General features: G+C 33.3%; 12 protein-coding genes. All 12 read right to left on the reverse strand.

Features of this window, described 5'->3' with window-relative positions; translation table 11 throughout:
* Positions 1-181: 181 nt before the first annotated feature.
* The 12 genes from FHQ18_RS11190 to citC all read right to left on the reverse strand — a co-directional run bounded on the left by FHQ18_RS11190 (position 182) and on the right by citC (position 13379).
* The gene (locus FHQ18_RS11190) at positions 182-1153 is read right to left on the reverse strand and encodes a dihydroorotate dehydrogenase-like protein (protein ID WP_149267264.1); all 972 of its coding nucleotides are present in this window, start codon (positions 1151-1153) and stop codon (positions 182-184) included.
* A gap of 10 nt (positions 1154-1163) precedes the next feature.
* Positions 1164-3278, reverse strand: a complete 2115-nt coding sequence (locus tag FHQ18_RS11195) for a DNA translocase FtsK (RefSeq protein ID WP_149267265.1) — start codon at positions 3276-3278, stop codon at positions 1164-1166.
* Positions 3269-4060, reverse strand: coding sequence for an undecaprenyl-diphosphate phosphatase (locus tag FHQ18_RS11200; protein ID WP_149267266.1), 792 nt, complete (start codon positions 4058-4060; stop codon positions 3269-3271). Before FHQ18_RS11200 ends, FHQ18_RS11195 begins: the two co-directional genes overlap by 10 nt.
* An 11-nt stretch (positions 4061-4071) precedes the next feature.
* Positions 4072-5658 (reverse strand): ribonuclease J, encoded by a 1587-nt coding sequence (locus FHQ18_RS11205; RefSeq protein ID WP_149267267.1) that lies wholly within the window; start codon positions 5656-5658, stop codon positions 4072-4074.
* On the reverse strand, positions 5659-7332 hold the full coding sequence (locus tag FHQ18_RS11210; protein ID WP_149267268.1) for an ABC1 kinase family protein: 1674 nt from the start codon (positions 7330-7332) through the stop codon (positions 5659-5661).
* Positions 7333-7934: 602 nt separating this feature from the next.
* The gene (locus FHQ18_RS11215) at positions 7935-8741 is read right to left on the reverse strand and encodes a triphosphoribosyl-dephospho-CoA synthase (protein ID WP_246798768.1); all 807 of its coding nucleotides are present in this window, start codon (positions 8739-8741) and stop codon (positions 7935-7937) included.
* The gene (citX, locus tag FHQ18_RS11220) at positions 8686-9210 is read right to left on the reverse strand and encodes a citrate lyase holo-[acyl-carrier protein] synthase (RefSeq protein ID WP_188020403.1); all 525 of its coding nucleotides are present in this window, start codon (positions 9208-9210) and stop codon (positions 8686-8688) included. Before citX ends, FHQ18_RS11215 begins: the two co-directional genes overlap by 56 nt.
* Positions 9185-10723 carry a citrate lyase subunit alpha gene (citF, locus tag FHQ18_RS11225; RefSeq protein ID WP_149267271.1) on the reverse strand — a complete coding sequence of 513 codons (1539 nt, stop codon included), beginning with the start codon at positions 10721-10723 and terminating at the stop codon, positions 9185-9187. The genes citX and citF overlap by 26 nt, the downstream gene beginning before the upstream one ends.
* The gene (locus FHQ18_RS11230; protein ID WP_149267272.1) at positions 10710-11633 is read right to left on the reverse strand and encodes an HpcH/HpaI aldolase/citrate lyase family protein; all 924 of its coding nucleotides are present in this window, start codon (positions 11631-11633) and stop codon (positions 10710-10712) included. Before FHQ18_RS11230 ends, citF begins: the two co-directional genes overlap by 14 nt.
* Before the next feature lies 1 nt (position 11634).
* Positions 11635-12102 carry a PPC domain-containing DNA-binding protein gene (locus tag FHQ18_RS11235; protein ID WP_149267273.1) on the reverse strand — a complete coding sequence of 156 codons (468 nt, stop codon included), beginning with the start codon at positions 12100-12102 and terminating at the stop codon, positions 11635-11637.
* A gap of 3 nt (positions 12103-12105) precedes the next feature.
* Positions 12106-12366 carry a citrate lyase acyl carrier protein gene (citD, locus tag FHQ18_RS11240; protein WP_149267274.1) on the reverse strand — a complete coding sequence of 87 codons (261 nt, stop codon included), beginning with the start codon at positions 12364-12366 and terminating at the stop codon, positions 12106-12108.
* Positions 12366-13379 (reverse strand): [citrate (pro-3S)-lyase] ligase, encoded by a 1014-nt coding sequence (citC, locus tag FHQ18_RS11245; protein ID WP_149267275.1) that lies wholly within the window; start codon positions 13377-13379, stop codon positions 12366-12368. The genes citD and citC overlap by 1 nt, the downstream gene beginning before the upstream one ends.
* Positions 13380-13562: the final 183 nt, after the last annotated feature.

A 13562-nucleotide genomic window follows, 5' to 3' on the forward strand; every position in this document is an offset into this window, starting at 1 on the left:
TCGCAGTGGCACTGGATGTGCCACGAGAATGAGGAAGATATTTTATCTCTGGCTTTTTTCGCGTAATTTATTGAAATTAATAACATCTTCTTGTTCTGTGTCAAAAAAATGGGGTGACGCCAGTTATTCCTACTCTCCTTCATTATTCACAATTCAACATTTAAAATTCATCATTCTTAATTCACTCTTCACCACCTAGAATCTTCATATACTGAACTCTTTCAAGACTTTTAAACTCTTCAATAGTATCAATACCCTTACCTTTAATATCTTTAATTGAAGCCATATTTAAGTCGTCCATAATTTCATTAAGCTCTGTTAATAAATTCTCTGCATATTTAATACCATTCTTATAAAAGACCGATGCAAGCTCTACCACAGATGCACCCATAAAAATATGTTCCAATATTTGTTTTGCATTATGAATCCCCCCTGTCGCAGCAATGTCAATATCAACCTGTTTATGAACAATCCCTACCCATCTAAGTACCTGATAAGTTTCAGTATCACTGCTGAAATAATTTACTAGCATAAATTTCTCTTTCTCAATATCATACGATAATTGATAATACCTGTTAAACATCACTATACCATCAGCACCAGCATCCTTTAAACTTTTCACCATATATGGTATTGAAGTAAAATACCATCCAATTTTTACTGCTACCGGAATGTTCAAACTCGTCTTAACGTTTTCCACGATGTTTAAGTATCTTTTTTCTACCTCTCTTGGATCATCATTTATATTGAAAGAAATATAAGAAATATTAAGCTCTAAACCATCAGCACCAGCATCTTCAATAGACTTTGCATAATCAATCCATATTTCAGAATCAATACAATTGACACTTGCAAAAACCGGAATCTTTACACGTTTTTTAGCTTCTTTTATCAAATCAAGATACTTTGAGGCTCCATACATAAGCCCTGCTGAAGAATATTCATATTCATAAGCTTCTGGGTGAAAATCATTTGAAACTGCACCCATTTCAGATTTAATCTCTTCTTCAAATAAAGACTTCAAAACTACTGCAGAAACACCAGCACTTTCAGCTTGACAAATATTATCAACATTCTTTGTTAAAGAACAACTTGCTAATATAATTGGGTTTTTCAATTCATACCCAAGATAAAATGTCTTCAAATCAGCCATCTCTTACCTCTCATTCTTTTATTAAAACTTCTCTTGGTTTTGATGTCCCGTCACTTGGAGCTATAATCCCTTGTCTCTCCATAATTTCCACGATTCTCGCAGCTCTATTATAACCTATCCTTAAATAACGTTGAATCATAGAAATGGACGCAAAGCCTTTCTCTTTTACAAGCTCTAAAGCTTCATAGTACTTATCGTCAAGTTCACTCTCATCTACTCCGTTAGTGTCCTCACTCTCATCCCTTACAAGTTCCATATTGTAGACAGGTTCTGCGACCCCTTTTAAATAACTAACCACCCTATTAACTTCACTTTCACTTACAAAACATCCGTGAATCCTAATCGGCTCACTACTACCTGGTGGTATAAAAAGACTATCACCCTTTCCAAGTAAAACTTCCGCACCATTTTGGTCAAGAATTGTTCTTGAATCTGTCTTTGATGAAACCCTAAAAGAAAGTCTTGCAGGCATATTCGCTTTGATAATTCCGGTAATAACATTAACAGACGGTCTTTGTGTGGCAAGAACAAGATGAATCCCCACAGCCCTTGCCATTTGGGCAATTCTAATAATAGCCTGCTCCACCTCTTTACCCGCAACAATCATCAAATCGGCAAACTCATCTACAACTACCACGAGAAATGGTAGCTTCTCAAATCCTTCCTTTTCAGCTATTTTGTTGTAAGAATTTATATTTCTTACCTTTTTTTCAGCAAGAAGAGCATACCTTTGTTCCATTTCTTCCACAACATTTTTCAAAACATTCGCTGCTTTTCTCGGATTAACTACAACGGGTGCTGCAAGATGAGGAATTCCGTCATAAACGCTTAGCTCCACCATCTTTGGATCAATCATCACAAACTTTACTTCCTCATAGGAGGATTTATATAAAATTGAACAAATAATCCCGTTTATCGATACACTTTTACCGCTACCAGTAGTACCTGCAATAAGTAAGTGCGGCATTTTTGTCAAATCGGTAATGTATGGTTTACCAGAAATATCTTTTCCAAGGACAATAGTAAGAGGAGAGTTGCTCTTAACAAATTGCTCAGAAGCTAACAACTCTTTCAAATATACAGTCGCTCTTTTATCATTAGGTAATTCAATTCCTACAACCGATTTCCCAGGAATGGGAGCAATTATCCTCACACTTACCGCACTCATTGCAAGAGCAAGGTCATCTTCAAGATTCGCAATTTTACTGATTTTTATTCCAGGAGCAGGCTCAAATTCATACAATGTTACTACAGGACCAGGTTGGATATCTTTGACCTTTCCCTCAACACCAAAGTATCTTAGTTTTTCCTCTAAAACTGCAGCATTCCTTTTCAGCTCGTTTTCAGATACTGTAAAAACTTTACCATTATAATCATCAAGCAAATCTATGGGCACAGTATATCTCATTTTTTTGGCTTCTTTTACATCTGACATCGGAGATATTTTTATGTCATCTTCTACAATTATTTTATCAATTTCCATAACTTCATTTGCTTGCTCATCTTTCACGTCTTCTTTTTTCTTTTCACTTTTATTTTTTTTCCTTTTAGAAACTACATTTTTATTTTCTCTTTTAAAACTAATCTTTTTTATAAAACTAAAATCAAATCCCTTAAGCGCTATATCATTTAAAGCAAAAAACAAAGAAACAATAATCCCAAAAAAGGTCAAAATAATGCCGCCTATTTTACCAAAAAAACTTTCGATATAATAATGAGAAAAAATACCTAAAACCCCCCCTGCAAACTTTCCTTTGAAGAAAATATCATGTTCCCCTACAATACCACTAAAAAAAGCTAAAAATACAGATAGAGCAAAAAGCGAGACAAATCTTGAAAACAGTTTAAACCAACTTTCATTTCTCCAAATATCCCTGACAACAAAAATAGATGCTATCACAAATACAAGTGCACCCCAACCAAAAATTGTACCCATTAAATCAGCAAAATACGCACCAATTTTACCAAATCCATTGTTGACCTTTAGACTCAAATCTGTAAAAACCAAATTGCTAAATGACGGATCACTCTCTGAATATGTAAACAGTGATATTGCAACAAAAATAAAAATAAATACTGCTATTAAGAGCTTTAATATCTTTCTTTTTTTTTCATCTAAAGCCATACTACTGCAACTATCCCCACAATTAAACAGTATATCGCAAATATCTTTAAATTAGCTCTTTTCACAAAGTTAATAACCATGGAGAGTGCTATCAAACCACTAATAAATGCCGTAGCCATACCAAATAGATATGCATTTAAATTATTCAAACTCACTATATTCACATCCCTTAATTGCAGCAATGTAGCACCAAAAATAGCTGGGATAGACATTAAAAACGAAAACTCTGCAGCTTCTGCTCTTTTCACTCCTAAAAAAAGAGCAGTAGCAATAGTGGATCCCGAACGCGAAATCCCTGGTACAACTGCTAAACCTTGAACTATTCCAATAATGAAAGCCTTAGCTCCATCAATCTCAAGATGCCCCTTACTTTTATCTGATAAATAAAGAATTATTGATGTTATTATTAAAGCATACCCAACATAAACTATCTTTGAAAATAAAACCTCCGCATACTTATCCAAAAATAAACCGATAATTGCTGTGGGTATTGAAGCAATGATAATTCCCCATAAAAACCTTTTATTCTCATAATATGCCACTCTATATTTCCTCATAAAAAGCCCTAAAAAGGCAATAATAATTTTTCCTATTCTTTTTCGGAAATAAACAAGTATAGAAAGCAAAGTAGCAAAATGTAGCAAAATATCATAAAGAATACCAGGTTGATTAAAATTCTTCATTAAGCTTTGAGCAATCACCAGATGACCACTTGAACTTACTGGTAAAAATTCAGTCACTCCCTGAATAAATCCGAGAAGTACTGCATCACTAATATTCACTTTTCACTCCTTTATATCAAATATTTTACAATAGGTCTTTTATCGAATCTTCTTTTAAAGAATCGTTTTACAATTTTCTCTACAAGCTCCTCTCGAGGAATATCCATATCAATCAGATTATCTACCAAAAAATTATACAACATTATAATATCTCTTCTCTCAAGCTTAAAACCGATAATTTCAAAATTAAAGTCTCCATTAATTTCCTGTACAAGCACAATCCCATCCCTTGAAAGATGCTTCTTTATCTTTAAATCTTCCTCACTTAAAATAAAATCACCTCTTCCATCAATATATCTTCTACCAACTTCTATTTTGCCTTTGCCAAACAGTTTCTCATCCTCAAAAATTATAACATCACCATCTTCTACAAAAATACCTTCAGTTTGAATATCATAATGCACTTCTTCCAACAGCTCAATGTGAGTTTTCATGTGCCTAAATTCACCATGTATCGGTATCAAATACTTTGGTCTTATAAAATTTAATAACAATTTTGCTTCCTCTTTAGATGCATGTCCAGACACATGTATTTTCTTCTCTTCTATATCCACCACTTTTGCGCCATAATAATAAAGCTTATTTATTGTGTTGTTTAAATTCAGTTCATTTCCCGGAATAACCCTTGCTGAAATAATAAAAAGATCTCCTTCTTTTGCTTTTAAACTTTTTCTTTCATTTGCAGCTATTTTGTAAAGAGTCGAATTTACCTCACCCTGACAACCTGAAATTATATAGCAAATTTTATCATCGTCTATTTTGTTAGCCTCTGTTAAACTAACCATCAACTCATTGGAAAAATTTAACAAGCCTAATTCCCTGCCAATTTTTACACTTTTAATCACTGAAGTACCATCAACCACCACTCTTCTACCAATTTGCTGGCAAATTTCTATAACCTGCTTAATTCTATCAATATTTGAAGAAAAAGTAGTAAAAAAAACACGCCCCTTTGCTTGAAGAAAAACATCTAACAAATCATTGAAGACAGAAGATTCTGATGGTGTAATCCCATCATTAATAATATTCGTAGAATCTGATAATAATACAGTAATTCCTCTTTTCCCAATCTCCATAAATCTATGAACATCAAAAGGTTTCCCATTTACAGGAGCTTGATCCATTTTATAATCAGAAATATGCAATGCTTTAAAATCTTCATTTTCAATATAAAGTCCAAAAGTATCCTGAATAGAGTGTGTTACTCCTACAAATTCAACTTTAAAATCACCAAAATTATAAATATCACCATCATGTACAACCGTATCTTTTACTTTAATCTTTCTCTCTTTTAATTTGTGTTCAACAAGCCTTAACGTTAACTCCCCTCCATAAATAGGCAATTCATATTCTTTAAGAAAATAGCTCAATCCCCCTATATGATCCTCATGACCATGAGTTAGTATTATTCCGCAAAGCTTATCTTTGATTTTATCAATATATCCCCAATCAGGAATAATCATATCAATACCTGGATAACTACTATCTGCAAATTTCACACCACAATCTACAATTATTGCACTATTGTCACTTTCATAAAGATACATATTCATACCAATTTCGCCTGCACCACCGAGAAATATTATTCGAGATGACATTTACAACCTTCCTGATTTAAAATAACCAATTGCTAACAATATCCCCATCATCATGGAAGCAAAAAGACCTGCAATACCAAAAGCTGAAATACCATAAATTTTTGGTCCAAAATTTTCTATCAACATTATAGTACTTGAAAAAACTGTAAAAGCAATCATTATACTAAAACCTAACCTGTTTGATGCTCTATCATGATGCTTGATATACTCATCAAGCTCCTTGATTATAACATTTACTCCTAATTCAGCATTTTCAATTTTTTTTACCAACCTCTTATAGTTTTTAGGAAAATTTTCAATTACATATTTGTAATCAGCAATAAGTCTTTTAAAATCATTTAATAAAATGTCAAACGAAAGTTCATGTTTGATCACTTTATATGCATACTCCTTTGCATATTCAATCATGTTAAAATCAGGATACAATTTTCTACCAGTAGCTTCTAAAAACATAAAAGTCTTCATAATTAAAAAATAATCTTTAGGAAAATAAAACTTAAATTTTTTCCCAATTACAAATATCCTTTCAATACTTTTCTTCATATTTACTCTTTCAAGTTCTTTACCATAAACAGGAAGCAATAAATCGGTAAGTTCACTTTTTATCTTTCTAATATCTTGATCTTCATTAATAATTCCAAAATTTACAAATTCATCAACAAGTGCTTCAATATCAAACTCTATTAAACACTTAAATAAATGACTCAAATGTATTAATAACTCTCTATCTATCTTCCCTACAATACCAAAATCAAAGACAACAATTCGTCCTTTCTCATCTATCACAAAATTCCCTGGATGAGGATCTCCATGAAAAAGATGTAAATCAAAAACCTGCTGCATATAAAAATCTACACCAACTTCAGCAATTTCTTTAGTATCAAAACCAGCCTTTTTTAATCTTTCTATTTCATCAATAGGGATACCAGAATGATAACTCATTACAATGACATCATCATTACTTATATCTTCAAAGACTTCAGGAATCACAATTTTTGAATTATCTTTGAAGAATTCTTTAAATCTTTTCATATATGCAATTTCAATTTCAAAATCCAACTCTTTCTGCAATTGGTTGTAAAACTCTTCCAGATACTCACTTATTCTCAATTCCGCTGCTTCTTCGATATATCTCTCTGCAGTCTTTGCAATCCACAATGCAATTGCAAAATCGGTTTCAACCTGTTCTTTTATCCCCTCCCTTTTTATTTTTAAGACAACATCTTGACCATTCTTCAAACGTGCTCTGTGCACCTGAGCAATGGAAGCAGCTGCTAAAGGAGTTTCTTCAATATAATCAAAATATTTAGATGGTTCTTTGTATATTCTCTTTAACTTTTCATTTATTTTTTCAAAAGGGATAGAAAGAACTGAATCCTGTAATTTTGAAAGTTCCTGAGCAAGTTTAGCTGGGATTAAATCATCCCTTGTGCTTAACATCTGCCCAAGTTTTATAAAAGTAGGTCCAAGAGTTTCAAGCATTTCTCTGATACGAACTTCTACAGGTAATGCAGACGTTCTCTTATATCTTCCAAACGTTATGATTTTTTTCCCAAAACCAATCAAAGATGACAAATAAATATCATCTAGATATTTACCAAAACCGTGGCTAGCTATTACAAAAAGAATCTCTTTTAATCTATTAATATTACGAAAGGTCCTAATAAAATTCAAAATTCACCTCTTCTGATATTTTAGCACAAAACACTCATATATCAATACACAAGTATTAAAAAGAAGTTAGGAAAAAATCAAATATCTCTATCTATCAATTTTATAAAATATAAATTAGTTCTCACTTTTTCAGTGAGAACTAATTTAAAAATAATATTTTTTTATGATTTTGCTAGTTTTTATCCCACAATTAATAAAATTTTATATTTTATATAATTTTTTGTAAACTCAGCATTTTCGGGGGTTCTAAAGGGGGTGCTAACCCCCTTTAAGTTACACCATTACAAATGCTATAAATAAAGTATTTTTTAATTATTAATAAGATATACTTTTTCAGCAGAAACGAATTAATCAGTAATAACTGCTGAATGATAAATTTTTTATTCTCTGGAACCTAAGTGATATTTGTTAATTCGCGTCGCCCTTTCGAAAAGAGTAAAAAACTTTGACCGCTGTCTTTATATTTAAATATTAAATTCTATTTTTACTGCTTTTTCATAGAAAAACTCAAAAAAACTCATAACTTACTGTCATAATATATAAATTTTATATTGAAGTTACACCAGAATAAATAATCTTGTCGCAATATTGCAAATTAAACACTAAAAAAGTAATGTGATGCCAGTCTTTTTAGCGTAAAAAAATCCCACACATATTCCCAAAATATCAGCTACTCCCCCCATGGTAAGATTCAATTTTTGATATTCCCTATTTATGCTTATAAGCAAATTTTTATAATTTTCCCCCAATAAAATCGATCGTTCAATTTCAAAACCATCTCTTTTCAATCTTTTTAAGCCTTCTATACCACATCTGCGAATAGCAGTTGTATCTTCCACAGTCTGCATCAACCTCGCTAACAAATAAAAAAGAGAGGTTTTAATATCTTTCGAAAAACTGTAGTAAAAAGACAAAGCCGGCAGTCCTTCTTCAAATACAGAAGGCAGTCCTTTCAGACATTCATTAGCAATACCACCAAAAGTGTTAGTAAACTTTTTATCATCTGAAAAATGCTCTTTAGACAACTCTATTATCTTTAACCTTATATTATCCTGACTATCATCAGAAAGATATAAACTGCATAACAATAAACCACTCAAAAAAATATAGCCCTTATGAGTGTTTGTTCCAAACATATCATACATTCTTGTTTCTGCTTTTATCCCAATCTGTTGCAAATCTGCAAAACTAAAGCCATCGCAAAGCCCCGTAATTAGCTCATCATGATAATCTTTCATAATTAAAATAGATCTATACATCTTGTCAAAATCAAGATCTCTATGAGAACCAGAATCAATTAAATCTACAAGACCGGGCTTTGGCGTAAGAAACAGCTCTACCAATGCACCTATTCTAAGAAAGTAAGCTACTTTTTTTAGATAAGAAGTTTTCGATGATTTCAAAAACACGTTTGACAAGTTCATCCTCTCTGTGTTTTCTTTCAGTGATGCATTCGTAAGCCAGTTTATCACAAATTAAGCATTTTCTCTCTGAAAGTCCCAAATCTTTCCGTTTAATCTGCCTTGCAGAAACATCATAGACATCAATGTCAAAAAGCCTGCAAAAATCGAACATCTCTTCTATTTCAACCATCTTCCTCTTTATATGGCAAACATCTCCATTCACGATAAAAAGAGCATAATGGCCCAGAGTATCCACTCCATCCTCGATAAGCTGAACATCTTTTACCTTGGTGCATATAAGTTTTATACCAAAAGAAGCAAGTTCTTTTGTCCCAGGTAATGCTTTATTTTCCCCAGGGATATTCAAAGAAAAAAAGACCACAGGTATTTTAACTCTTTGCAACAATTCACATATCTTTTCCTCACGCTTTTCTCTATCCAATAATAAATCATTCCTTAACTTTTCTAACGACATCGATGATAGATCCATCCCTGTATTCAATCAATGCTACTACTTCATCTTCAAAATCCAGAGGCTTTGGCCTGCCAGTTATCGCATAAATTTCCTTTTGCAACTCGCTTATGTCCTTTACAGGAAGCTTTCTCTTTATCAACTCCTTCTTCAAATCTTCATGTTTATCATTAACAGCAATTCCCCTTTCCGTCACAATAACATCTACAGTTTCTCCAGGAGTAGTGATTGTAGTAACTTCATCTCTTATTATAGGAAGTCTTCCCCTTATTGATGGAGCCACGATAATTGCAAGTTTTGCTCCAGCTGCAGTATCGCTGTGTCCACCTGTATTGTGAAGAAGATAACCGTTTGATTCAGTGTTTACGTTAACATTGAAATTGACATCAACTTCGGTGGCACCCAATATAACAGCATCCAACTTATTTACAACAGCACCACAATTAAAAGGATTTGCATACATATCTGCGCTTATTTCTATATGATTCATATTTTTCCCAATAGACTGAACAGCCTTTAAATCAAAACACTGAACGTCAAAAAGAACATTAAACAACCCAGCTTCCAACATCTCTACAAAATATCCCGTAATACCACCACATCCAAAACTTCCCTTTATCTTCTTCTCAATCATTTTATTTTTAACATTTTCTGCTACTGCAAGAGAGATCCCACCACTACCTGTTTGAAAAGAAAATCCATTCTTAAGCAGCCCCGATGCCTCAATTACCTCTGCTGCATATTTTGCAATTATCAATCCTACAGGATCCTTAGTTATCCTTGTTGTGGTTGAAACAATTTTTTCTGGATCACCCAATTTATCCACAGTTACAACATAATCTATCAATGTCTGCGGAATGCTTATCGGTGAAACTGGATATTCTACTAAATTGTCAGTAACAGCAATCACAGTTTTTGCATACATAGCATCGGTATGTGCATATCCAAGGCTACCACACGCCGAAGGACCAAAATAACCATTTATATTACCATACTCATCACAGGTAGGTGCAGCAATAAAAGCTACATCTATCTCAACGTCTCCTTCAATTACAGACCTTGCTCTGCCTCCATGTGTTCTAACAGTAACAGGGCACTTCAATTCTCCTTTTGATACAAGCTCACCTATAGGGCCATTCACTCCACATTCAAAACCGGCAATAACCCCTTTTTCTATATATGGTATGAGAGCAGCATGAACGGGATGAATGGAACTGGAAGCAATTTTTATCCCTCTAATACCCAACTCATCAATCTCTTTTATAATCATATTCAGCAGGTAATCCCCATTTCTCAAATGGTGATGAGTTGAAATAGTCATTCCATCCTTCAAACCAGCAGCTAAAATTGCATCTTTAAGACTTTTTAGCAGCTTTTTGTGTCCAGGGCCTACTCTTTTTAGAGATTTTTCCGCTCTTTTCCCTTTCGGCATAAGACTATATGGATCTTTATAAGGGATAAGTTTTTTTCCATTAAAACTTTCAGGTATAATCCTGCCCAAACTATTCTTCACCATAGATTACCTCTTCATCAATGTCTTCATCAATCAAACCTAAAGAATAGGCAGTCTTTAATACTCTTACCGCTCTTCTTACTACAGGAGCATCAACCATTTTACCATTCAACGATACAACACCTGTACCCATCTCCCTTGCTCTCTCAATAGCTTCAACAACCTGTAAAGCATATTCAATTTCTTCTTTGCTAGGAGCAAATACATCATGTACAACATCTATTTGTCTGGGATTAACCAGAGATTTACCCGTAAATCCCAACTTTTTAATAAGCTCAGTTTCTTTCCTAAGCCCATCCATATCACTTACATCAGCAAAAATCGTATCAATTGCCTGGATCCCTGCAGCTTTTGCCGCCCATACTACCCTTGTTCTTGCATGAAACAATTCCTCACCGCTCTTGGTTCTCTCAATTTCCATACTTGCTGTATAGTCTTCCGCACCAAAAGCTAAGGCGATTACACGTTTTGATGAACGAGCTATTTTTATAGAATTAATAACACCCAAAGCACTCTCTATTGAGGGGATTATTTTGAAATGACCAATTTCAAATCCAAGCTCTTCCTCAAACTCTGTCAAAACTGTATCCAATCTTTCTACAATCTCAGGAGTATCTGCTTTTGGAAGCCTGATACCATCAGGTTTCTCTGGTAACACTGCCTTCAAATCTTCATACCACCATTTACTATCAATTGGATTAATTCTAATGAAAATTAATTGTTTTCTATCATGAAATATCTTTAAAAAGCTTTTTACCAAAATACGTGCAGCATCCTTTTCATTTATTGGAACTGCGTCCTCTAAATCTATAATCACGCCATCACAGTCAAATATCGGGATATTTTGCAGCATTGAGGGCATATTACCAGGAACATAAAGTAAGGATCTTATAAGCTTAAAATTTTTTGCCATTTTACTCCTCAATAAAAATAGTTTTTACACCGCCACTTTTAGATCTATATCTTTCAACTCCACTAGCAAGAATCTCTGTAACAACCACTTCACAAGTAGCGAACACCTCTGCATCAAACAAATGCCCACCCAAAACCTCGCCAGATGATTTGGCAACCAAAATATGTAAATGACAATCAACTTTATCGTCCTCTGTGGGAAAGATATTGCCTTCTAATCCAAGCAGTTCCAAGGGACCCTCAACTCTATGAATGTGCATCCTAGGCTCGGTAATTGGAAGCTTTGCACCTGTCTTTATCCCTCTGAATACAACATCTTTTACTGAACCAACGGCAGAAACTACCACAGCATTTTTAATTTTTACCTCTGTAGCAAACTCTATCAACTTCTTAACAATACTCTCTTTAGGAGAGATTTTGATAATAAATCTTCTGCCCTGGCTACACTCTTTATACCACATTCCTTCCATAATCTACTCCGCTCCTCTTCTCACAGCAGTTTCAACCCTTGCTTCTATACTATAATCCAACGCTCCCCTATCAGAAATTTTGAAATACCCCTTTTCAACATTTAGTCTTTTCAGCACATCCATTACCCTTTCTCTAATCAAATCCTCAAATTGTTTTTTCACGGTGGATTCTATTTCTATTTTTAACTCATGAAATGGTTCTACAAATACCATCAAGTCTGATGACTGCATGGTACCTGCTTTTGCCTTTCTTTTGATCTCCATCAGTGTCTCCCCTTTATATTTATCGAACATAACTTTTCTTTTTCTTTCAAATCCAACAAATAGTTATAAGTAACATCTGGGACCAAATTCTTTATTTCTTCTATTCTGTTTTCTGCCAAGAATTTTCTCACTTTTGATGCACTAACAAACCCCTCACCATTTTTAAGCCTTTCGATCTCAACAAGCTCAATACCGTATGAAGGTAGTATCTTCTTCATCATCTCATTATATGTGTTAGTAATGTTACAATACGGTTCTGTCCCAACAAACCTTTTTCGAATATAAAAAAATGGAGCAAAGTATTTACAGAATATTTTTAGATCAACTTCTATCTGAGAAATCATAGTATCTTTTTTGTCATGCAAAAAATAGGATGGGAATGTAACACTACTGACAGCATAAGGCCCTGTATTTAAAACAACAACATTTTTTAAATCTTCCACACCTTTTTTCACCAGCTTATATCTGTCTTCAAAGGAGAAAGTTGACCTGTCCTCTCTCACAACAAAGACATATAACCAATCAACCTCTTTTGATGCTCTCTCAATTAAATATCTGTGTCCTTTGGTGAAAGGATTACAGTTTACAACAACCCCTCCATTTTCACCTTCATGCACATAATCTTTATATCTGTTTAAAAATGTATTTATATCATTTCCATATTCTAACAGAGCAGCTTTAGATGTGGTGATGAGCAGTTTAAAATTCAATGCGGTAAAACTTTCTATATTTGAAGGAAGAGTAAATAGAAATAAATGCTCATATCCTGCCCTGTAACATCTATCAATTAGCTCGGTTAAAATAAGGCCCAATACATCCTGATTTTGATAATCCTTATCAACAGCTACCATTTTCAAAACATTTTTGTGGTAAGCTCCAGTTCCTATTAACTTTTCTCCTACATATACCCCAATAATCTCATCATATGTATCTTCAAAAGACAGTCCAAAACCATTTAGAAATTTTCTTGCTTTTTCAATCTGATTTTCCGTGAGTAAATCAATTATTCTCATAAACGTTACCTTTTTATGGAGTTTATAAAATTACAAATATTATTTCCATATTTTTTTATTATAACATAAATTTACAACATTATTATATTTTTTAAACATATTTATTGAATTTATCAATAATCTTTTTTGCTGCTCTTAAAAAAAGAAATTAACAATCTACCTTCAATTAAATACATTTATAAT

This window comes from Deferribacter autotrophicus, assembly GCF_008362905.1.
Taxonomy (GTDB): Bacteria; Chrysiogenota; Deferribacteres; order Deferribacterales; family Deferribacteraceae; genus Deferribacter; species Deferribacter autotrophicus.